Origin of the sequence: Herbaspirillum sp. YR522, assembly GCF_000282575.1 — a bacterium.
Lineage (GTDB): Bacteria > Pseudomonadota > Gammaproteobacteria > Burkholderiales > Burkholderiaceae_D > Herbaspirillum.
Map to the genome: position 1 here is coordinate 1 of NZ_AKJA01000104.1, position 22,232 is coordinate 22,232.

Consider the following 22,232-nt stretch of genomic DNA (forward strand, 5'->3'; position numbering starts at 1 on the left):
CCGGCTTCTTGGCGGCGACCGCCTTCTTCGGAGCGGCGGCCTTGGCGGCTACCGGCTTCTTGGCAGCCGGCTTCTTGGCTGCTGGCTTCTTTGCTGCTGTTGCCATTTTGTTTCTCCTTCTTCACGTGATGGAAAAAATCAAGCTTGATATAAGAAACCCTCCCGCGCCATCGCGATGACCCAGGCGGATTATTCATCGGCACAAGCATTGCCTTTCGCTTGCGCTAATGAATTCGGCACCAGCTGAACTGCAGCATCCCCTTACCTATGCTGCGCTTCAGCTATCTGGCTTGCCATCCCCGGGCGAATCCGCATATCGGGCGGTCCGTCGACACGAAGGGAGGCGTTAGGCCAAAAAAAACGCCAGCGTTCTCAGACGCCAGCGTCGGAATAGCATTCCTGAAAAACCTTTGGGTTTTTCAAAGGAAAAGCCGCCCGACCCGACACAATGGGGGTGAGCGGCAATAACAGAGAAGAACGATTCGGTCTCTGACTGTTCATTAAATTGGCGATCGCCTTTCAGTTTCGTTAGTCGGGCATCTTGCAAGCTACCCGACTACCGTTGTGCAACGTGTCTCGCTAAAGGGCACTGAGGAGACTGCACTTCATTCCCAACTCAACGCGCCCCCGGTCTGGTATTCGATGACTCGTGTCTCGAAGAAGTTGCGCTCCTTCTTCAGATCGATCATCTCGCTCATCCACGGGAACGGATTTTCTTCTTGTGCGAACAATGGGTCCAATCCGATTTGCTGTGCGCGACGATTAGCAATGAACCGGAGATAACCCTTGAACATCGGCGCATTCAACCCGAGCACGCCTCGCGGCATTGTATCCTCTGCGTAACGATATTCCAACTCTACCGCGCTTAAAAACAACGATTTGATTTCGTCGCGGAACTCGGGTGTCCACAGATGCGGATTTTCCATCTTCACGGTGTTGATCAGATCGATGCCGAAGTTGCAGTGCATCGACTCGTCGCGCAGGATGTACTGGTACTGCTCGGCCGCGCCCATCATCTTGTTCTGGCGACCCAGCGCCAGGATCTGGGTGAAGCCCACATAGAAGAACAGGCCTTCCATGATGCAGGCGAAAACGATCAGCGACTTCAACAGCTTCTGGTCGTTCTCGGTGGTGCCGGTCGTGAAGGCAGGATCGGTCAGCGTGTTGATGAACGGGATCAGGAACTCATCCTTGTCGCGAATCGATTTGACTTCGTGATAGGCGTTGAAGATCTCGCCCTCGTCCAGGCCCAGCGACTCGACGATGTACTGGTAGGCGTGGGTGTGGATCGCTTCTTCGAAGGCCTGGCGCAGCAGGTACTGGCGGCATTCGGGCGCGGTGATGTGGCGATAGGTGCCCAGCACGATGTTGTTGGCGGCCAGCGAATCGGCGGTGACGAAGAAGCCCAGGTTACGCTTGACCAGGCGACGCTCGTCCTCGGTCAGGCCATTGGGGCTCTTCCATAACTCGATGTCGCGCTGCATGTTGATTTCCTGCGGCATCCAGTGGTTGGCGCAGCCGGCCAGGTACTTGTCCCAGGCCCACTTGTACTTGAACGGCACCAGCTGGTTGACGTCGGTATGACCGTTGATGATGCGCTTGTCGGCAGCGTTGACGCGCATGGTGGTGTCGACCGCTGCGTCGTGCGCCATCAGTGCCGGGTTCAGCGCTGCGTCGGCCAGGTTCGGTTGCGGGTGGCGCGGCGCTGCGACCTTCGCGCCTGCTTCGTCGTCCCAAGAAAGCATGTCTGTTCCTCTTTACTGTGTATTCAATGATGCCGGTCTGGCGGCCAGGCCGCGCACGGGCATCTTCAAGGTGACAACGGCGCATCCGGTGAAGTTCACCGCAATGCGCCGGCTGTGATGACTGCCCGGGGATTTTCCCCGGGCGTTATCTATATTACTGGCAGGCTTCGCACTCTTCGAAACCGTCGTCGCCGGGGCGCATGGTGCACACCGGGCCGTCGGCGTCGATGGTCGCGCCCGGATTGGGCATGACATAGGCGCTGCCGGCAGCCGCGGCCGAGGCGATCGGCGCCGCCGGCACCGCAGGAGCCGCCGCCGACATGCCGCCGCCGACGCCGCCGTCCACACCCACCGCATTGAGGGCACCGGCCCGCGAAGTGGACTTCTCGGTATGGGTAGCGCCGATGGTGCGCAGGTAGTAGGTGGTCTTGAGGCCACGCAACCATGCCAGCTTGTAGGTCTCATCCAGGCGCTTGCCCGATGCACCGGCCATGTAGATGTTGAGCGACTGCGCCTGGTCGATCCATTTCTGGCGACGCGAGGCGGCTTCCACCAGCCACGACGGGTCCACTTCGAAGGCGGTGGCGTAGATGTCGCGCAGGTCTTGCGGCACGCGATCGATCTTGGCCAGGCTGCCGTCGAAATACTTGAGGTCGGCAACCATCACTTCGTCCCACAGGCCGCGTGCCTTCAGGTCGCGCACCAGGTACTCGTTGATCTCGGTGAACTCGCCCGACAGGTTCGACTTCACGTACAGGTTCTGGTAGGTCGGTTCGATGCAGGCCGACACGCCGATGATATTGGAGATGGTCGCGGTCGGGGCGATCGCCACGCAATTCGAGTTGCGCATGCCATGCTCTGCAATGCGCGCACGCAGGGCGGTCCAGTCCATGGTTTCGGAGCTGTCGGTCTCGAGGTAACCGCCGCGCTCCTGGGCCAGCAGCTTGAGCGAGTCCTGAGGCAGGATGCCACGGTCCCACAGCGAGCCGCGATACGAGGTGTAGCGGCCGCGCTCTTCGGCCAGTTCGGTCGAAGCCCAGTAGGCGTAGTAGCAGACGGCTTCCATCGAACGATCGGCAAACTCGACCGCATCCTTGGACGCGTAAGGCACGCGCTTGACGTGCAGGCAGTCCTGGAAGCCCATGATGCCCATGCCCACCGGACGGTGACGCAGGTTCGAGTCACGCGCCTTCTTGACGGCGTAGTAGTTGATGTCGATCACATTGTCGAGCATGCGCATGGCGGTGCGTACGGTCTTCTGCAGCTTGACGTGGTCGAGCTCGCCATTGACCAGGTGCGCCGGCAGGTTGACCGAACCCAGGTTGCACACGGCGATCTCGGATTCGTTGGTGTTGAGGGTGATCTCGGTGCACAGGTTGGAGCTGTGGACCACGCCCACGTGTTGCTGCGGCGAACGGATGTTGCATGGATCCTTGAAGGTGATCCATGGGTGGCCGGTCTCGAACAGCATCGACAGCATCTTGCGCCACAGGTCGTTGGCCTGGACCTTCTTGAAGACCTTGATCTCGCCACGGGCAGCACGTGCCTCGTAGCCGGTGTAGGCCTCTTCGAAGGCGCGACCGAACTTGTCGTGCAGGTCGGGGGTGTCGGACGGCGAGAACAGGGTCCACTCGCCCTTTTCCATCACGCGCTTCATGAACAGGTCGGGAATCCAGTTGGCGGTGTTCATGTCGTGGGTACGACGACGGTCGTCACCGGTATTCTTGCGCAGCTCGAGGAATTCCTCGATGTCCATGTGCCAGGTTTCCAGGTAGGCGCAGACCGCGCCCTTGCGCTTGCCGCCCTGGTTGACCGCCACGGCGGTATCGTTGACCACCTTCAGGAACGGCACCACGCCTTGCGACTTGCCGTTGGTACCCTTGATGTGGGCGCCCAGTGCGCGCACCGGGGTCCAGTCGTTGCCCAGGCCGCCGGCGAACTTGGCCAGCAGGGCGTTTTCCTTGATGGCGTCGTAGATGCCTTCGAGGTCGTCCGAGACGGTAGTCAGGTAGCACGACGACAATTGCGAACGCAGGGTGCCGGAATTGAACAGGGTCGGGGTCGAGCTCATGAAGTCGAACGACGACAGCAGGTCGTAGAACTCGATGGCGCGTTCTTCGCGGTTGACTTCATTGAGCGACAGGCCCATTGCCACGCGCATGTAGAACGCCTGCGGCATTTCGATGCGGGTGCCCTGGATATGCAGGAAGTAGCGGTCATACAGGGTCTGCAGGCCGATGTAGCCGAATTGCAGGTCGCGCTCGGGCTTGATGGCGGCAGCCAGCTTGGCCAGGTCGAACTGGGCCAGCTTGGTGTCGAGCAGCTCGGCGTCGATCCCCTTCTTGATGTACTTGCCGAAGTACTCGAGGTACTCGGCCGGCGCATCGGCTTGCGCCACTTCGTGGCCGAACACTTCCTTGCGGATGGTGTGCATCAACAGGCGCGAGGTCACCTGGCTGTAGGCAGGATCCTTTTCCATCAGCGCGCGGGCAGCCAGGATGGCGGACTTGTACAGCTCTTCGACGGGCACGCCGTCGTACAGGTTCTTGACCGTCTCGGCCAGGATGGCCTCGGCGTCGACGTGCTTTTCCAGGCCGACGCAGGCCGCTGCGATCAGCGCGCGCACTTCGGCGATGTCGAGCGGACGGCTGCGGCCGCCATCGACCACATTCAGCTGGGGTGCGGCGGCATCGGACTTGGCCGCGGCGGCACCTTGCTGCTGGGCACGTTCTTCCATGCGCTTGGCACGGTACAGCACATAGGCGCGTGCGACATCATGCTCGCCCGAACGCATCAGGGCCAGCTCGACCTGGTCCTGGATATCCTCGATATGGAAAGTGCCACCGGTGGGCTGGCGACGCACCAGCGCCGACACCACGCTGGAGGTCAATTGCTCGACCATCTCGCGCACACGCGCCGAAGCGGCGCCTTGACCGCCATTGACGGCCAGGAAGGCCTTGGTCACGGCGATGGAAATCTTGGAGGGCTCGAAACCGACCACCGCGCCATTACGGCGGATGATGCGGTATTCACCGAGTCCGGCAGCCTTGACCGAACCGGCCTGGGATGCGTCGGACGCATCCTGGGATGGGGCAACACCAAATGCTGCAGGGGATTTGGCGGAAATTTCTTGAGTTGAGCGCACTTAGCCTCCTTGAACTTAAAGTCGGACAGCCGAACGGACTGTCCCGAGATTGCTAGATCTAAATCCCGACTTGCCTGGGATTGGCGAATGATCATGCGGTCACCGATGACTGCCCCTTGCGCGGACATTCATGTTGACGCAAACCTGCTTGAAACCGATGAGAACACTGGAAGAAAGGGGACAGCGAGACGTTGTAGGACTTGGTTGCTGCCTCACGAACCTTTCACCTTCTGAAGCACTGCCTTGTGGACCTTCGTGGATGAGGGCCGGACCAAATTCAACTTCCAGAAAAACACTACATCTAGTACCAAAAGAACTATTGGGACTAATTCTAGTATCGTGCCCGGGCGTATGCAACTGCTATTTCTGCTATTTTTCTGGCCTGCCCGCTTGACATTCGACGAGCCCCGCAGCAAAGCGCAATTGCGCCGGGTTAATCATTTCACCAGTGGCGGCACGATATTGCCGCCAGTCGAAAAAGGGGCCCGGGTCGGTCTTGCGACCGGGCGCGATATGCTCGTGGCCGGTCACGCAGCGCAAGGCGTAGCGCCTCTGCAGTGCTGCCGTCAGGCGCGCCAGGACCGGGTACTGGGCCGGCGCGAACGGCTCGAAGTCGCTGCCTTCGAGCTCGATGCCGATCGAAAAGTCGTTGCAGCGCTGGCGCCCTTCGAACTCGGATACGCCGGCATGCCAAGCACGTCGATGGGCGGGCACGAATTGCACCACCTCGCCGTCGCGCCGGATCAGGAAATGCGCCGAGACCCGCAATGGACGCAACTGGTCGAAATAAGGGTGGGCCTCGTAGTCGAGCCGGTTACAGAACAGGTCGGCAATATAGGGCCCGCCGAATTCACACGGCGGCAGGCTGATATTGTGGATCACCAGCAGCTCGGGCAGGCCGCCATCGGGGCGGTCATCGCAATTGGGCGAAGGTTCGCGCCGCGCCGCGCTGTACCAGCCTTCGTCGTCGATCACCGGGACGGCAGGTGCGGTCATGCTCAGAACGACGCCAGGCGACGGTGTTCCTCGGAGCAATACAGCGCGCCGGAGGCGTGCGTGACTGCCTCGGACACCGGGAAATGGATACCGCAATGCGCGCATTGCACCATGGTCTCGGCGCCGCCGTCGGCGGAACGGCGAAAGCGCCTGGCCTTGGGCTGCGGCGCGGCGCCATCGCCCATCGGCTCGGCGCTGGCGCCACCACCTTGCTCGCCACCGCGCAGCATCGACTTCTTGGCGCGTTGGAACCACACTACCACGGCCAGCAACACTACCAGCCAGATCAGATATTTCATGTCAGTACCCGATGCAGCACGACTTCGAGTACGAAACGGCTGCCCACATAGGCCAATAAAAGAATTGCGAATCCTGCCAGCGTAAACGACAACGCGGTGCGGCCACGCCAACCTTGCCATCGCCTGCCCGCCAGCAACAGGCCGAACAGCATCCACGACAGCAGGGTAAACACGGTCTTGTGGTCCCAGCGGAAAGGCATGCCGAACAACTGCTCCGAAAAGCCGACGCCCGACAGCACCGTCAGCGTCAACAGCACGAAGCCGAAACCGATCAGCCGAAACAGCAGCTTTTCCATCGTCAACAGCGCCGGCAGGCGATCCAGCGCCGCGCCGAACCAGCTGGCGCCGGCCGCCGGCCCGGGCCGCGTATGCAGGCGCGACTCCTGCAGCACCATCAGCACCGCGTGGAAGGCGGCAATGGTCAGCGTGCTGTAGGCCAGGATGGAGATGCCGATATGCGCCAGGAACCACTCGGACTTGCCTGCCAGTGGCACCATGTTGCCCGGGAACATGCTGGGCAACAGCACCGACACCGCCGCCACCGGCAACACCAGCACCCGCATGCTGTCGAGCGAGAAATTGCGGTTTTCCAACCAGTAGGCCGCCACCGAGATCCACAGCGTAGCCGACAGCATGACGGCAAAACCGACCCGCATCGCTTCGGCGGCGAACATGTCGGTCAGCAGCGCGGCGCCATGCAGGACCCAGCCAATCACGATGCCCAGGGACACCGTGTTGCGCCGTTCCGAAGGCAGGAAGGTGCAACCGATATAGAGCAGCGCGGCCAGGATGAAAAAATAGGTTTGCATCGGCTAAGTTTACACCAAGTCGGCTCGCTGCCCGCTGCCAGGCAACGGCCCTTCTATATATAGAGGGGCCGTTGCCGGCGGCCATGCATCTTCAGTCGACGGCGGCGGCCTTCATCTCGGCATGGTGGTGGCGCTGCTGCTCTTCCATCACCAGTTGCCCCAGCTCGCGCTTCAAGGCATTGAACTCGGGCGCGGCCGGATCGCGCAGGCGCGGCAGGTCGACCACGATATCGCGCTTGATGGTGCCGGGACGGTAGGTCATGACCACGATACGGTCGGCCAGGTAGATGGCTTCCTCGATACTGTGGGTAACGAACACGATGGTCTTGCTGAACTCGTCCCAGATCCGCAGCAGCTCATCCTGCAGGTTGCGGCGGGTGAGCGCATCGAGGGCGCCGAACGGCTCGTCCATGAGCATGATCGGCGAGTCCAGCGCCAGTACCCGGGCGATCGCCACCCGCTGGCGCATGCCGCCGGACAGGTCCTTGGGGAAACGACGGCGAAAATCGATCAGCCCCAGCTTGTCGAGCAGCTGCGTGACCCGGGTGTTGACCTGGTCGCGCGCAAGGCCCTTGATCTCGAGCCCGAAGGCCACGTTCTGCTCGACCGTCATCCAGGGAAACAAGGCGTACTCCTGGAACACCATGCCGCGATCGGGGCCCGGGTCGCTGACCTCACGGCCATCAGCCATGATGCTGCCGGCCGACGGCGGGGCGAAACCGGCGATGGCATTGAGCAAGGTCGACTTGCCGCAGCCGGACGGCCCCAGCAGGCAGACGAACTGGCCGTCGGGGATCTCCAGGTTGATGTCCTTGAGCGCCACCACCTCGCGCTCGTCGGTCTGGAACACCTTGTGCACGCCCGAGACCACGATGCGGGGCGACGATTGATTGGGTTTCATCTCAGTTCTCCAGCCCGCGATGCCAGCGCAGCATGTAATTGTTCAGGCGGCTCATGCCGATATCGATCGCCAGGCCCAGCAGGCCGATGGTGATCATGCCGGCGATGATCTTGTCGGACCAGAAATACTCGCGTGCCTCCATGATCCGGAAACCCAGGCCATTGCTCACGGCGATCATCTCGGCCACGATCACCACGATGAAGGCGGTACCGATGCCGATGCGTACCCCCGAGAGGATGTACGGCACCGATGCCGGCAACATCACCCGCAGGAACAGGGTGCGCTGGTTGGCACCCAGGTTGCGCGCGGCCCGCAGGTAGATGCTGTCGACCTGGCGCACCCCGGCGATGGTGTTCATCAGCACCGGGAAGAACGCCCCCAGCGAGATCAGGAACAGCGCCGGCGGATTGCCCAGCCCGAACCAGAGGATCGCCAGCGGGATATAGGCGATCGGCGGGATCGGCCGCACCACCTGCACCGTCAGGTTCATCAAGCCATAGATGCGCTGGCTGGACCCCATCAGCAAACCCAGCGGCAAGGCCAGGCCGGCGCCGATCAAAAAGCCCACCACCACCCGGTACAGGCTGCCGATGGCGTCCATCACCAGCTCGCCCGAGAACAGCCAGGCCAGCCAGCTGCCGCCGCCGGCATCGTACGGCTTGGCCGGTGCGGCATATTCGAACCACTTGTGCAGCACCGCCCAGGGCGAAGGCAACACCAGCGGGTTAATCCAGCCGGCCCGCGATGCCCCCTCCCACAAGGCCAGCACGATCACCGGCACCAGCAAACCCTGCAGCACTCCCCCATTGTTCTGCTTTGCCATGACATCGCCCTTATTTGAGTTTCATGCTTTTCTTGGCTTCGTCGAGCAGGTCGGTCTTGACCCAGTCCTTGGCCAGCGGCGGCTTGGCCATCTTGCCGGTGCCGTACTTGGCCATGGTGTCGGTGGTCACCTGGATGTGCTCGGCGGTGATGTCATAGGCGTAAGGCGAATTGCCGATGGCGTCGTAGAAGTCTTCCTTGGTGATCTGGTTCTTGAAGATCACTTCACGCACGTATTTCTCGGCCACTTCCTTGTTGTCGATGAAGGTCTTGGTGGCCTCGAGGAAGCAGCGCATGAACTTCTCGGCCAGCGGGCGCTTCTCCTTGTAGAATTTCTCGGTCATCACCATGGTGCGCACCGGCTCGCCGATCGGGGTGTCGTAGGGCTTCATCACCTCTACCCCGAAGCCCTTGTTGATGGCTTGCGAGGATTGCGGCTCGCTCTGCATCATGGCGTCGATGTTCTTGCCCAGCAGCGCCTGGTTCAGGTCGGCAAAGGCCAGGTAGACGATGGTGACATCCTTGGGCGTGAGGCCATTCTGGCCCAGTTCGGCGTCGAGCAGCACTTCGTGGATGCCGCCGCGGGTCACGCCTACCTTCTTGCCCTTGAGGTCCTTGACCGACTTGATGCCCGAGTCCTTGCCCGACACCAGCCGCGCGCCGCCCTTGGCAAAGCCGGCCACCACGTAGATCGGCGCCCCGTTGGCGCGGCCCGAGATGGCTGCCTCGGAGGCGGTGGTGCCGACATCGAGTTCGCCGGCCAGGATGCCCTGCATCACGTCGGGGCCCTTGGCGAACACCTTCTCGTCGACCTTGATGCCGCACTTCGGGGCGATTTCCTTGATGTACGACACGGCGCCGTAGTGGGCGAACTTCAGGTTGCCCAGCCGGATCACGTCATCGGCAGCGTAGCTGGTGGCCGACAAGCCGGCGCCTGCCAGCAGCGCCAGGGCGATCAGTTTCTTTTGCATTTCCATTCTCCTGTGTGTTTATGTTCTGGACCGCTGCGCTGCGGCTGTCTCTGGTACTTTTCTGGTGCCCCTGGTGGGGCTTGCGCATGGAAAAAACATCCTCTGTATACACAATGTGCCAGCGCAGGACAAGCTGTGTGTTACCCGTAAGTCGCCGCGACCACTGCCGGCAGGCCGCTGTAGAGAGGGTTCATCGGGTAAAATGCCGGATTGCCCGAACAATCTCGACCGCGTCGAACGCACGCCGTCGGCACCACTTCCAAGATCACAGCCATGCTAGACAATCTGACCCAACGCCTCGCCAAAGTCGTCAAAACCATGCGCGGCGAGGCGCGCCTGACCGAGGCCAACACCGCCGAGATGCTGCGCGAAGTGCGCCTGGCGCTGCTGGAGGCCGACGTCGCCCTGCCGGCCGTGCGCGAATTCATCGCCAAGGTCAAGGAAAAGGCCCTGGGCGAGGACGTGATCGGCTCGCTCACGCCCGGCCAGGCCCTGGTCGGGGTGGTGCAACGCGAACTGGCCAGCCTGATGGGCGCCGACCTCGGTCCCGAGGCCTCGCAGCTCAATTTCGCCACCCAGCCGCCGGCGATCATCCTGATGGCGGGCCTGCAGGGCGCCGGCAAGACCACCACCGTCGGCAAGCTGGCCAAGTACCTGCGCGAAAACACCAAGAAGAAGGTGCTGACCGTCTCGGCCGACGTCTACCGTCCGGCCGCCATCGGCCAGTTGCAGACGGTCACGGCCCAGGCCGGCGCCGACTTCTTCCCCAGCCAGCCCACCGACAAGCCGGTCGACATCGCCCTGGCCGCGCTGGACTACGCCAAGAAGCACCACCACGGAGTGCTGATCGTCGATACCGCCGGCCGCCTGGGCATCGACCAGGCGATGATGGACGAGATCCGTGCCGTGCACAGCGCCATCAAGCCGATCGAAACGCTGTTCGTGGTCGACGCCATGCTGGGCCAGGACGCCATCAACACCGCCCGCGCCTTCAGCGACGCCCTGCCCCTGACCGGCATCGTACTGACCAAGCTCGACGGCGACTCGCGGGGTGGTGCGGCACTGTCGGTGCGCCATATCACCGGCAAGCCGATCAAGTTCGCTGGCGTGGCCGAGAAGCTCGACGGCCTGGAAGCCTTCGACCCGTCGCGCATGGCCAATCGCATCCTGGGCATGGGCGACATCCTGGCGCTGGTGGAAGAGGCGCGCAAGGGCGTCGACGTGGCGGCGGCCCAGGACCTGGCGCACAAGATCAAGGGCGGCGGCAAGTTCGACCTCAATGACTTCAAGGCGCAACTGTCGCAGATGAAGAAGATGGGTGGCCTGACCGGCCTGCTCGACAAGCTGCCGGCGCAGATGCAGGCAGCGGCCGGCAATGCCAACATGGATCAGGCCGAAAAGCAGGTGCGCCGCATGGAAGGGATGATCAACTCGATGACCCCGGCCGAGCGCGCCAAGCCGGAACTGATCAAGGCCGCCCGCAAGCGCCGCATCGCCACCGGCGCCGGTGTGCAGGTGCAGGAAGTCAACCGCATGCTGGCGCAGTTCGAGCAGATGCAATCGATGATGAAGAAGCTCAAGGGCGGCGGCATGATGAAGATGATGCGCAACATGAAGGGCATGTTGCCCGGCATGCGCTGAAAAAGGCCATCGTCATTCCCTCGCCAAGGGCTCCATCCGGAGCCCTTTTTTGTGCGCCGGGAGAGCCCCTCCGATCCGGCTCGATCCCTTTACCGGCGCGGCTTGACGCCGAATCGACCAGGCTCGTTGTTTCGCCGCAGTTTTACACGGAAAAGCACCAGAAAATACTTGCGTGGCCACGCAAACCGCACCACTATTAGCGATGCGTAACTGACGCATCCAACCTTATTCCTTTGTCGAGGAGTCTTTCAGATGGCCACAGCAAAAAAACCAGCAGCCGCAGTAAAGAAGCCAGCAGCAAAACCCGCACCAGCCGCCAAGAAACCCGCCGCCAAGGCAGCCCCAAAGGCCGCCGCAAAGCCAGCCGCCAAGCCGGCTGCCAAGGCAGCTCCGAAAGCCGCGGCCAAACCCGCCGCAAAGCCGGCAGCGAAGCCGGCCGCCGCCAAGAAGCCGGTTGCCAAGAAGGCTGCCACCCGCACTCCCAACGCCGCCTTCATGAAGCCGCTGACGCCGTCGGCCGCACTGGGCGAAGTGGTTGGCGCCAAGCCCCTGCCGCGTACTGAAGTGACCAAGAAGGTCTGGGAATACATCAAGAAGCACAACCTGCAGAACCCCGAGAACAAGCGCAACATCGACGCCGACGACAAGCTCAAGGCAATCTTCGGTGGCAAGAAGCAGGTCACCATGTTCGAGATGACCAAGCTGATCTCGGCCCACCTGAGCTGATTGGCAACATCAACATCCGTTTGCGGGTGTCCTGCAAACAAAAACGCCCGCAACCGATGCGGGCGTTTTTGTTTCCACCAGGCCTAGGCGCTTTCCGGCAGCGCCCACTCATGTTGTCCGACCCGGCATCGGGCGCTTGGCCGATAGCGTCGGCCATGTTGCATGGTTAGCATCTGTGCTCATCATCCGCCATGCCTGTCACCAACAAGAAGAGAAAGGAATGACCATGCACAACCCATCCCCACTGCTGCCCGTTCATCATCGCCTGGCCCGCTCGACCTGTGCCCTCGTCATCGGCCTGGCCGCCCTGTCGGCGGCGTCCCATGTCATGGCTGCCGGTCCCAAGACCGGTGGCGACGACGCCACCTACAAGAAGGAGCGCGCCGCCTGCATGGACGGCAGTTCCAACCAGGACCGTGCCACCTGCCTGCGCGAGGCCGGTGCTGCCCGCTATGAAGCCGGTCGCGGCCAGTTGACCGATCCCGGCGAAGCGCAACTGAAGCAGAATGCCCAGCGCCGCTGCGAAGGCCTGCCTCAGGCGCAGCGCTCGGACTGCGAGGCGCGCATGAACGGTAGCGGCGTGTCCGAAGGCACGGCACGCGACGGCGGTATCTATCGCGAGACCCGCACCATTACCACCAACTGATGATCGCAGTGCAATGAAAAAGGCGGAGTCGCTGTTGCGGCTCCGCCTTTTTTTGTTGATCACGGGCGACCGCCCTGCCGATCACGCTGCCAGCTTGCCCTGGATGAACGCCAGCGCCTCGGCCAGTGGCACCTGGGTGGCGGCGGCATCGCGCCGGCCCTGGTATTCGATGTTGCCATCCTTGAGCCCACGGTCGCCGATGACCACCCGATGCGGCACGCCGATGAGTTCCCAGTCGGCGAACATGGCGCCCGGGCGCTCGCCACGGTCATCCAGCACCACGTCCACGCCAGCGTCGGACAGTTGCGCGTAGAGCTTGTCGATCTCGGTCTTGACCGCGTCGCTGCGATCGTAGCCCATCGGGCACAGCACCACCTGGAACGGTGCGATGGAAGTCGGCCAGATGATGCCGCGCTCGTCGAAGTTCTGCTCGATGGCCGCACCCAGGATGCGGGTGACGCCGATGCCGTAGCAACCCATCACCAGCGGTTGCGGCTTGCCCGCTTCATCCAGGTAGGTGGCCTTCATCGCCTCGGAATAGGTGGTACCCAGCTGGAACACATGGCCCACCTCGATGCCGCGCTGGATCGACAACACCCCGCGACCGTCGGGCGAGGCATCGCCCTCGACCACATTACGGATGTCGGCCACCAGCGGCTCGGGCAGGTCACGGCCCCAGTTCACACCGGTGTAGTGGAAGTCGCGCTCGTTGGCGCCGCACACGAAGTCGGCCATGTTGGCCACGGTGCGGTCGGCCACCAGCTTGACGGGTTTCCGGGTGCCGATCGGCCCCAGGTAGCCCGGCGGCGTGCCGAACCATTCGACGATCTCGGCTTCGTTGGCAAAGCGGTAGCCGGCCAGGCCGGGCAACTTGCTGGCCTTGACCTCGTTGAGTTCGTGGTCGCCGCGCAGCAGCAGCAGCCAGATTTCCTTCTTGGCCGGCTCTTCGTGATCCACTGCCAGCACGATGGACTTGACCGTGCGCGCCAGTGGCAAACCCAGCAACTCGGCCACCGCCTCGCACTTGGACTTGCCGGGCGTGGCGGTCTTCTTCAGCTCTTCGGTCGCGCCGGCACGGGCGGCGTCGACCGGCAATGCCTCGGCCGCTTCCATGTTGGCCGCGTAGTCGGATGTGGGGCAGTACACCAGCGCGTCCTCGCCGGTGGCGGCGATCACGTGGAACTCGTGCGAGCCGGAACCGCCGATGGCGCCGTTGTCGGCGGCCACGGCCCGGAACTGCAGGCCGAAGCGCGTGAAGATACGCACATAGGCGTCGTACATGGCCTGGTAGGACTTCTTCAGGCCGTCGACGTCGCGGTCGAACGAATAGGCGTCCTTCATCGTGAACTCGCGCCCGCGCATGAGCCCGAAGCGCGGGCGACGCTCGTCGCGGAACTTGGTCTGGATATGATAGAAATTGACCGGCAACTGCTTGTAGCTGCGCAGTTCGGTGCGCGCCACCTCGGTGACCACTTCCTCGGAGGTCGGCTGGATGGCGAAGTCGCGGCCGTGGCGGTCCTTCACGCGCATCAGTTCGGCGCCCATCTTGTTCCAGCGACCGGTTTCCTGCCACAGCTCGGCCGGCTGCACCACCGGCATGAGCAGCTCGACGGCGCCGGCGCGGTTCATCTCTTCGCGCACGATCGCCTCGACCTTGCGGATCACGCGCAACCCCATCGGCATGTAGGTATAGATACCGGCGCCCAGACGCTTGATCATGCCAGCCCGCATCATCAGTTTGTGACTGACGATTTCAGCGTCGGAAGGAGCTTCTTTCAGGGTGGAAATAAAAAAACGTGAGGCGCGCATGACGGTCGGTTCTTTTTAAAAAGAGGAGAGTTATAATCGATGTAATTTTAAAGGATTAGCTGGCTGATGCGCCCACTCTTTGCAGAATCGCCCCTTGTTTCCACGCTTCACGCATATCCGGGGAGTTGCTCCTGACGTAGCGTTTGCGTGGCGTTTTCGCGTGCGCGAGGTGCTGTCCGAGTCAGCCTGAGAGGGTCGTCCAGCCGCAGAAAGTTTTGAGGTACACCATGCTGGATCGAGAAGGCTTTCGCCCGAACGTCGGCATCATTCTGCTTAACGGCCAGAACGAAGTCTGGTGGGGCAAACGCGTGCGCGAGCATTCCTGGCAGTTTCCGCAGGGCGGCATCAAGCATGGCGAGACGCCCGAACAGGCGATGTTTCGCGAGCTCGAAGAAGAAATCGGCCTGCGTGCCGAACATGTCAAGATCATCGGCCGCACGCGCGACTGGCTACGCTATGAGGTGCCCGATCACTTCATCAAGCGCGAGGTACGGGGGCATTATCGCGGCCAGAAACAGATCTGGTTCCTGCTGCGCATGGTCGGCCGCGATTGCGACGTCAACCTGCGTGGCACGGCCCATCCCGAATTCGATGCCTGGCGCTGGCACGACTATTGGGTGCCGCTCGACGTGGTGATCGAATTCAAGCGCGAAGTCTACCAGCAGGCCCTGCAGGAGCTGTCGCGCTTCCTGGCCCGTCCGGCGCACGGCCAGCGGCGCGCCGATGCCACTGGCCAGCCATCCCCGAAGCCTAATCCAACCGCGCTGCCGCCCGTCGTCGGCGCGTCCGAAAGCAAGTGAGATCCATGCCATCGTTCCAGATGAACCCTTCCCGTGCCGGCCTCGTGCGTCGCGCCGCGCTGCTGTTTTCGCTGACGCTGGCGTGCGCCGGCGCGCTGGCGCAGACCGACTTCGATGAAGAGTTCGACGACCAGGAAAAGCCCTGGCAAGAAATCGCCCTGCAACTGCCACCTACCCCGCAAGAGCAGAACCTGGCCGAGTTCTACCTGAGCCCCACCGCCACCATGAAGGCTTTCGTCGACCTGAAGTCGGTCACGGTCGGCACCGACAACGTGGTGCGCTATACCGTGGTGACCAAGACCGACGGCGGCGCCACCAATGTCGTGTACGAAGGCATGCGCTGCGAGACCTGGGAAAAGAAAAGCTACGCCTTCGGCCGTGCCGATGGCCAGTGGTCGCGATCGCGGCGCGACCAATGGCAGCCGATCAGGGATGTCGGCGCCAATCGCATCGACGCGGCGCTGTTGCGCGACTACCTGTGCGAAGGCAAGCTGGTGGCCGACAACGGCAACGTGCGCTCGATCATCGAACGACTCAAGAACCAGCGCTACATCGATCCGGTACGCCGCTGAACCGCGGCGGTTCAAGCCGCCGCGGCATCATCCAGCTGGCGCAACCATGCCGTCAGCACCTTGCGCGCCGCACTGCCCAGGCGCTCGCCCCACCTTGCCGCATCCTGGCGCAGCACGCGCGGGTCGATCCCGGCCTGCGCCAGCTCGCTGGCGTGACCCACCAGCCATCGCTCCAGCTTGTCCACCTCCGCCTCCAGGTGAAACTGCAGTCCCAGCACATTCGGCCCGAGCGCGAAAGCCTGGTTGGGGCACGCCGGCGTGCCTGCCAGTCGCGATGCCCCTGGCGCGATATCGAACTGGTCGCCATGCCAGTGCAGCACCGGCGTCTCGCCCAGTGCCGACAGCACCGATGCCCGCCCCGCCGGCGTCAGCGCCAGCGGCGAAAAGCCGATCTCCTTGGCTTGCATCGGGTAGACCCGGGCACCCAGTGCACTGGCGATCAGTTGCGCCCCCAGGCAAATACCCAGCAGCGGGCGCCCTGCCGCCAGGCGCTGGCCAATGACGGCCATCTCGCGCGCCAGGAAGGGATAGGTCTCCTGGTCGGCCACCCCGATGGGGCCGCCCAGCACGATCAGCAGGTCCGCCTGCTGCAGGGCGGTGCCGGAGATGTCGTCCGTGGCCGGATCGACATAGTGCAACGCATAGCCGTGTTCGGCCAGGACGGTGTCGAAGCTGCCGACATCTTCGAAATGGATATGGCGCAACGCGATCGCTGTCTTCATCGTGAGTCCTTGGAAAGCGGGATGGAAAATCAAGGTGGCGGGTTCAAATGGAGTTCGATCTCGCCGGCGAGCGGAAACGTGCAGCATGACAACACCTGACCGTCGCGCCGGTCCTTGCCGGTCAGGCAGAAGTCGGGCTCGAAGCGACATTGTCCACCCGAGATCCGGATGCGACAACTGCCGCACACGCCCGAGCGGCACTGGTTGCGCACCGGTATGCCGGCCGATTCGAGCATCTCGAGGAGGCTGGGGCCAGGCGCCATCTCGAGCACCGTATCGCGCCCGGCGATGCGCAGGCGTACGGCGCACCGGTCGTCGCCGCTCGGTGACACGGGCGCCACTGGCACCGCAGGCGGCGTGAACGCTTCGACCAGCAGCGCCAGGCCGGGCCAGCGCCGGGCGAGCTGCTCGCGCATTGCGTGGGCGAAGGCGTGGCTGCCGCAGATCACCGCCGCCTGCGGTTGCCCCAGCACGGCGAGCGACTCCTGGTCCGGCCGCCCGGACAGGAAATGCCCGCCCTCACGTACCGCCTGGCGCGTGACGAACGCGCGCAACGTGAACCAGTCGCACGTCAGGTCCAGCGCCAGCAGCTCATGCAGGAACGCAATATCGGCTACCCGCGGCACGCACAGCAACAACACCACCCGGGGCACCGGCAAGCCTTGCCGCGCCCGCGTGGCCAGCTCCCGCACCAGCGCAATGGGTACCGTGATGCCGACCCCGCCGGCGACCATGGCCAGGCGCCGGTAACCGGCCACCGCGTCGACCGTAAGGTCGCCCGCCGCATACTGGAGCGCGACGCTGGCGCCTTCCCTGAACAGGCGGTGCAGGGTATCGGACACCCCGTGCCGCCCGGACCGCTTGACCGCGATCTCGAACAGGTCCGGCCCATCCTTGCGGGTCACCGAGTACAGGCGCGACTGCAGCAGCCCGTCGGCGTCGGGACAACGGATGGCCACATGGCGCGCGGGCCGCACCGACGCCATGAGCGCTGCGGGCGCATCGCGCATGCGCAGCGTGAATACCTTGATATCGCCCGCCTCCTGCCGCACCCCTTCGCACCGCGCCAAGGCCGGCGCGCTCATGACCGAACCTGCCAGGCGGGCGCCGCGGCACGACCCGATGGCACCTCGCTGCCAAGGTCGGCCAGGCCGATGCGTTCGATCAGGTGCCGTACCGACTCGGTGTAGACGGTCACCTCGTCGCCGGTGCCGAGGTCTTCGAGGATCTCGCGCCCGTGCGGAAACTGCAGCATCGAGAATACCTTGGCCCATGCCCCCGCTTCGTGGTCGGCGAACATGGCCACCGTCTTCAGGATGACCGAGCTGAATACCACGCGCTCCTGCCGGCTCATGCCCTCGACCAGCGCCGCCGCGGCACCGCTGAAGACACTCGAATGGCTCCACTCGTCGGCGGCGTGGGTGCGGGTAACCGCGTGGCAGATCGGCTGGATGGCATCATCCTCGGCCATGGTCTTGAGGTAGTCCGTGATCAGCGTCTCGCTGGCGCAGGCGATGGCAAAACGCGTCAGGCGGCGTTGCCACTGCGCATTGCAGCCATCCAGCAATTGCGCACGCCAGCGCACCAGGTTGAAATCGGCAAAGTCGAGCGCGGCGATGCCGCGCCGGTCGTAGATGTAGTTGCAGGCCATGATCGACATGCGGGTGTGCAAGGCCTCGTCCAGCAAGGCCTGCGACATCACATCCTGCAGCAGCGCGCCGTGGCAACCGGGAGGTGGGGTCTTGATCAGGTCTTCGCAGGCCGGCGTGACCACATCGCATTCGATGTGGATGGTCTTCAGGTTGTAGATCGCCCACGCGTATGACAGGCAGCGGCTGCGCAATGCGGCGGGCGCCTCGGTCCAGGCCGGATGGTGCCTGAACGGCAGCAAGGAAGAACTGAAATCGTCACGCGCCGGGTCGAATGCCAGCCCGTGGTAATCGACCAGTTCCTGGTTGACTGCGGCGCGACTGCGCCAGAGCTGCGAAAGCTTCTTGAGCATGACGGCGACATCGTCCTCGCCGGCTGGGACCGGATATTGCATCTCGACTCTCCTTGCGGTGGGTGGGCGTTACGGTTACGGCAAATCGTCATCCGTGGCTGGCCGGGGCCGGCCAGAAGTGGCTGTCGGGTAGCGCGCGTGCGCCATAGATGGCCTGTCCGACCCGCACCACGGTGGCACCCTCTTCGATGGCCAGTTCCATGTCGCCGGACATCCCCATCGACAGCTGCGTCATCTGGGCGCCGCCGGCCAGTTCCTGGCACAGCTGCTCACGCAACTGGCGCAGCAGCACGAAGCACTGCCGCACCCGTGCGCGGTCGGGCGAGAACACCGCCAGGGTCATCAAGCCACGCACACGCAGCGCCGGATAGACCGCCAGCTCGCGCACGAAGCGAATCACTTCGGCGGGCGGCAGGCCATACTTGCTGGCTTCGCCGGACGTGTTGACCTGGACGAACACATCGAGGCCACGGCCCAGCAACTGCAGGCGGCGCTCCAGCACCTCGGCCAGGCGCAGGCTGTCGAGTGCCTGGAACTCGTGGGCCAGGCGCGCCACCAGGTGGGCCTTGTTGGTCTGCAGGTGACCGATGACCGACCAGCGCAGGTCGGGCAGATCCGACAGCGCCTGCCACTTGCGATAGGCTTCCTGCACCTTGTTCTCGCCCAATTCGCGGCAGCCGGCCTGGCAGGACAGTCGCACCCGCGCACAGTCGACCGTCTTGCTGACCGGCAGCAGGCGTACCGTGGCCGGGTCACGCCCGCTGCGCACGCAGGCCTGCTCGATGCGCTGCCGCACGCGCGCCAGGTTGCGCCGGAAATCGTCCACCGTCAGTGCCTGGGGATAAGTCGAAGGGCAAGCGCCCGGGTGCGCCGGAAAATCCGTCATCGTTGAAGAGTCCTCGTCCGCGTCCGCCCGTGTCCCACATGGTCAACTGGCCGACGTCACTTTGTGTTGCCAAAAGGTAAACCAAATGCTGCAGGAGCAAATACGAAATAACTGGAAATTAATGGCGAAAAAAATGCGCGGCGCCCGCGTGGACGACACCCATGCGATGCCCGGAGGGAAGGCAGGATCGGAATCGATCGGCTGCGTCCACGCCGCCGGCAGGCTGCCAGCGACATGGACGAGAAAGGGAATTACAGCAGGACCAGGTTGTCGCGGTGCACCAGCTCGGGCTCTTCGACGAAGCCCAGGATGGCTGCGATCTCGGAAGAAGGATGACGAATGATGCGGCGCGCATCGGGGCTGGCATAGTTGCTCATGCCGCGCGCGATGGCACGGCCGGCTTCGTCGACGCAGGTGATGACGTCGCCCCGGCCGAACTCGCCGCTGACCGCCACCACGCCGATGGGCAACAGCGACTTGCCTTCGGCGGTAAGCTTCTGCACCGCGCCGGCGTCGAGCACCACGCGTCCGGCGGTCTTGAGATGGTCCGCCATCCATTGCTTGCGCGCGGTCAGTTGCGCGGTCTCGGCATTGAGCTGGGTGCCGATCGCCTCGCCCGCCGCCAGCCGCGTCAGGACCTGCTCTTCACGGCCCCAGGCGATCACCGTGTTGGCGCCCGAGGTGGCGGCGCGCTTGGCCGCCAGGATCTTGGTCAGCATGCCGCCGCGACCGATACCGGTGCCGGTACCGCCGGCGATCAGCTCCAGCGCCGGGTCGCCGGCGCGCGCCTCTGAAATCAGCGTGGCCTGCGGGTCCTTGCGCGGATCGGCGGTAAACAGGCCGGGCTGGTCGGTCAGGATGATCAACGCATCGGCTTCGATCAGGTTGGCCACCAGGGCGCCCAGGGTATCGTTGTCGCCGAACTTGATCTCGTCGGTGACCACGGTATCGTTCTCGTTGATGACCGGCACCACGCCCAGCTGCAACAGCGCGAACAGGGTGGAACGTGCATTGAGATAGCGTTCGCGGTCGGCCAGGTCGGCGTGCGTCAGCAACACCTGGGCGGTATGCAGGGCGTGCGCGCGAAAGCTGGTTTCGTAGATCTGGGCCAAGCCCATCTGCCCCACCGCGGCGCAGGCCTGCAGGTGATGGATACCGGTCGGGCGCTTGTCGAAGCCGAGCCGCTGCATGCCTTCGGCCACCGCCCCCGAACTGACCAATACCACTTCCTTGCCAAGCTGGCGCAGCTGCGCGATCTGCTCGGCCCAGCGGGCGATGGCATTGGCATCGAGCCCACGGCCGTCGTTGGTGACCAGCGACGACCCTACCTTGATGATCAGCCGCTTGGCGTTCTGGATGACCGATTGCATATTCTTCCGAAAGGCAAATTCTAAAAGCAGGATGATAGCCGCAACGCCGTCGCGCCGCCCGCCGACCGTATCAGTGGACCACGCTCAATCGATGATCTTGAAGCGTGGATCGTCCGGGTCGATGCTCGAGATGCCGCGCGCTTCCTCGGTCATCTGCGTTTCTTCGGAACGATGCTGCTCGGCGCGCTTGACGGCCAGATAGTTGTAGATCTCGGTGATCAGGTCTTCGCAGCCGTCGCGGTTCAGCGCCGAGATCTCGAACACCGGGCCCTTCCAGCCGAAGCGCTTGACGAAATCCTTGACGCGCTTGGCGCGTTCGGCCTCGGGCACCACGTCGAGCTTGTTGAGGACCAGCCAGCGTGGCTTGTCGAACAACGACTGGTCGTACTTCTTGAGTTCCTTGACGATCGCCTTGGCTTCCTTGACCGGATCGACCTCGTCGTTGAACGGCGCCAGGTCGACGATGTGCAACAGCAGGCCGGTGCGCTGCAGGTGCCGCAGGAACTGCACGCCCAGGCCGGCACCGTCGGCGGCACCCTCGATGAGGCCCGGGATGTCGGCGATCACGAAGCTCTTCTCGTGGCTCACGCGCACCACGCCCAGGTTGGGATGCAGGGTGGTGAACGGGTAGTCGGCAATCTTCGGACGGGCGTTGGACACTGCCGTGATGAAGGTCGACTTGCCGGCATTGGGCATGCCCAGCAGGCCCACGTCGGCCAGCACCTTCAGTTCCAGGCGCAGGTCGCGGCGTTCGCCTTCCTTGCCCTCGGTCTTCTGGCGCGGTGCGCGATTGGTCGAGGTCTTGAAGTGGATATTGCCCCAGCCGCCCTCGCCGCCCTTGGCCAGCAACACCACCTGGTCATGATCGGTCAGGTCGGCGATATGTTCGCCGGTATTGATGTCGACGATCAGCGTGCCCACCGGCATGCGCAGGAAGATGTCGTCGGCGCCCTTGCCGTAGCAGTCCGAACCGCGACCGTTTTCGCCACGGCCGGCGCGATGCATCTTGGCATAGCGATAGTCGATCAGCGTATTGACGTTACGGTCGGCGATGGCCCAGATACTGCCGCCCTTGCCGCCATCACCCCCGTCGGGGCCACCGAACGGACGGAATTTCTCGCGGCAGAAGCTGGCCACGCCATTGCCGCCATCGCCCGCGATGACTTCGATTTTTGCTTCGTCGATAAATTTCATGGTCTCTGCAACCCTTGGGAGCCGCGAACAAAACGTCGACAAGGGAAGTCATTCCCATCGCCGGTACCTCGGTCGACGCCGCGATCGGCGCTTTGTTAACGGCTCTTCAAAAACGTTTCTTCAAAAAACTAAAAAGGCTCTACCAGAGGCAGAGCCTTTTTCATACCTGCTCCGGC

General features: G+C 63.5%; 20 protein-coding genes. 5 read left to right on the forward strand and 15 right to left on the reverse strand.

Translation table 11 applies throughout. The annotated features are described in order from the left end of the window. Positions 1-605: 605 nt before the first annotated feature. The 8 genes from PMI40_RS13510 to PMI40_RS13545 all read right to left on the reverse strand — a co-directional run bounded on the left by PMI40_RS13510 (position 606) and on the right by PMI40_RS13545 (position 9,688). Positions 606-1,745 carry a ribonucleotide-diphosphate reductase subunit beta gene (locus PMI40_RS13510; RefSeq protein ID WP_008116302.1) on the reverse strand — a complete coding sequence of 380 codons (1,140 nt, stop codon included), beginning with the start codon at positions 1,743-1,745 and terminating at the stop codon, positions 606-608. A gap of 154 nt (positions 1,746-1,899) precedes the next feature. Further along, a complete protein-coding gene (locus PMI40_RS13515) occupies positions 1,900-4,890 on the reverse strand; it encodes a ribonucleoside-diphosphate reductase subunit alpha (protein WP_008116304.1) in 2,991 nt (996 codons plus the stop codon). Between the two features lie 369 nt (positions 4,891-5,259). Beyond that, positions 5,260-5,886, reverse strand: coding sequence for a 1,6-anhydro-N-acetylmuramyl-L-alanine amidase AmpD (ampD, locus tag PMI40_RS13520; RefSeq protein WP_008116306.1), 627 nt, complete (start codon positions 5,884-5,886; stop codon positions 5,260-5,262). 2 nt (positions 5,887-5,888) lie between these two features. Then, the gene (locus tag PMI40_RS13525; protein ID WP_008116308.1) at positions 5,889-6,185 is read right to left on the reverse strand and encodes a PP0621 family protein; all 297 of its coding nucleotides are present in this window, start codon (positions 6,183-6,185) and stop codon (positions 5,889-5,891) included. Next, positions 6,182-6,994 carry an inner membrane protein YpjD gene (locus PMI40_RS13530; RefSeq protein WP_008116310.1) on the reverse strand — a complete coding sequence of 271 codons (813 nt, stop codon included), beginning with the start codon at positions 6,992-6,994 and terminating at the stop codon, positions 6,182-6,184. Before PMI40_RS13530 ends, PMI40_RS13525 begins: the two co-directional genes overlap by 4 nt. A 91-nt stretch (positions 6,995-7,085) precedes the next feature. Continuing rightward, entirely contained in the window at positions 7,086-7,895 is an 810-nt protein-coding gene (locus PMI40_RS13535; RefSeq protein ID WP_008116312.1) for an ABC transporter ATP-binding protein, read from the reverse strand. A 1-nt stretch (position 7,896) separates the two neighbouring features. Beyond that, on the reverse strand, positions 7,897-8,718 hold the full coding sequence (locus PMI40_RS13540; RefSeq protein ID WP_008116314.1) for an ABC transporter permease: 822 nt from the start codon (positions 8,716-8,718) through the stop codon (positions 7,897-7,899). 10 nt (positions 8,719-8,728) lie between these two features. Beyond that, a complete protein-coding gene (locus PMI40_RS13545; RefSeq protein WP_008116317.1) occupies positions 8,729-9,688 on the reverse strand; it encodes an ABC transporter substrate-binding protein in 960 nt (319 codons plus the stop codon). A gap of 273 nt (positions 9,689-9,961) precedes the next feature. On the opposite strand from PMI40_RS13545, the gene ffh reads away from it, so the two are divergent. The 3 genes from ffh to PMI40_RS13565 all read left to right on the forward strand — a co-directional run bounded on the left by ffh (position 9,962) and on the right by PMI40_RS13565 (position 12,701). Continuing rightward, positions 9,962-11,329 (forward strand): signal recognition particle protein, encoded by a 1,368-nt coding sequence (gene ffh, locus PMI40_RS13550; RefSeq protein ID WP_008116319.1) that lies wholly within the window; start codon positions 9,962-9,964, stop codon positions 11,327-11,329. A gap of 252 nt (positions 11,330-11,581) precedes the next feature. Beyond that, positions 11,582-12,055 carry an SWIB/MDM2 domain-containing protein gene (locus PMI40_RS23280; protein ID WP_008116321.1) on the forward strand — a complete coding sequence of 158 codons (474 nt, stop codon included), beginning with the start codon at positions 11,582-11,584 and terminating at the stop codon, positions 12,053-12,055. Positions 12,056-12,281: 226 nt separating this feature from the next. Further along, positions 12,282-12,701, forward strand: coding sequence for a hypothetical protein (locus tag PMI40_RS13565; RefSeq protein WP_008116323.1), 420 nt, complete (start codon positions 12,282-12,284; stop codon positions 12,699-12,701). Between the two features lie 81 nt (positions 12,702-12,782). Here PMI40_RS13565 and PMI40_RS13570 read toward each other — a convergent pair whose 3' ends face one another. Next, positions 12,783-14,510, reverse strand: a complete 1,728-nt coding sequence (locus PMI40_RS13570) for a proline--tRNA ligase (RefSeq protein WP_008116324.1) — start codon at positions 14,508-14,510, stop codon at positions 12,783-12,785. Between the two features lie 227 nt (positions 14,511-14,737). Between PMI40_RS13570 and PMI40_RS13575 the strand changes: the two genes are divergently transcribed. Then, positions 14,738-15,310, forward strand: a complete 573-nt coding sequence (locus tag PMI40_RS13575) for an RNA pyrophosphohydrolase (RefSeq protein WP_008116326.1) — start codon at positions 14,738-14,740, stop codon at positions 15,308-15,310. A gap of 5 nt (positions 15,311-15,315) precedes the next feature. Beyond that, complete coding sequence (locus PMI40_RS13580; protein ID WP_008116328.1) at positions 15,316-15,882, forward strand: CNP1-like family protein; 567 nt, start codon at positions 15,316-15,318, stop codon at positions 15,880-15,882. Between the two features lie 11 nt (positions 15,883-15,893). Here the strand turns inward: PMI40_RS13580 and PMI40_RS13585 are convergent, their stop codons facing one another. The 6 genes from PMI40_RS13585 to obgE form a co-directional block, all read right to left on the reverse strand. Further along, positions 15,894-16,604 (reverse strand): glutamine amidotransferase, encoded by a 711-nt coding sequence (locus PMI40_RS13585; RefSeq protein WP_008116329.1) that lies wholly within the window; start codon positions 16,602-16,604, stop codon positions 15,894-15,896. 29 nt (positions 16,605-16,633) lie between these two features. Further along, positions 16,634-17,689, reverse strand: a complete 1,056-nt coding sequence (locus PMI40_RS13590; RefSeq protein ID WP_008116331.1) for a 2Fe-2S iron-sulfur cluster-binding protein — start codon at positions 17,687-17,689, stop codon at positions 16,634-16,636. Continuing rightward, a complete protein-coding gene (locus tag PMI40_RS13595) occupies positions 17,686-18,648 on the reverse strand; it encodes a diiron oxygenase (RefSeq protein ID WP_008116334.1) in 963 nt (320 codons plus the stop codon). The genes PMI40_RS13590 and PMI40_RS13595 overlap by 4 nt, the downstream gene beginning before the upstream one ends. Positions 18,649-18,694: 46 nt before the next feature. Beyond that, positions 18,695-19,492 carry a YggS family pyridoxal phosphate-dependent enzyme gene (locus tag PMI40_RS13600; RefSeq protein ID WP_008116335.1) on the reverse strand — a complete coding sequence of 266 codons (798 nt, stop codon included), beginning with the start codon at positions 19,490-19,492 and terminating at the stop codon, positions 18,695-18,697. A 251-nt stretch (positions 19,493-19,743) separates the two neighbouring features. After that, positions 19,744-20,862: a glutamate 5-kinase gene (proB, locus tag PMI40_RS13605; protein WP_008116337.1), complete on the reverse strand. Its 1,119-nt coding sequence runs from the start codon at positions 20,860-20,862 to the stop codon at positions 19,744-19,746. An 84-nt stretch (positions 20,863-20,946) separates the two neighbouring features. Further along, entirely contained in the window at positions 20,947-22,056 is a 1,110-nt protein-coding gene (obgE, locus tag PMI40_RS13610; protein ID WP_008116339.1) for an Obg family GTPase CgtA, read from the reverse strand. Positions 22,057-22,232 lie beyond the last annotated feature (176 nt).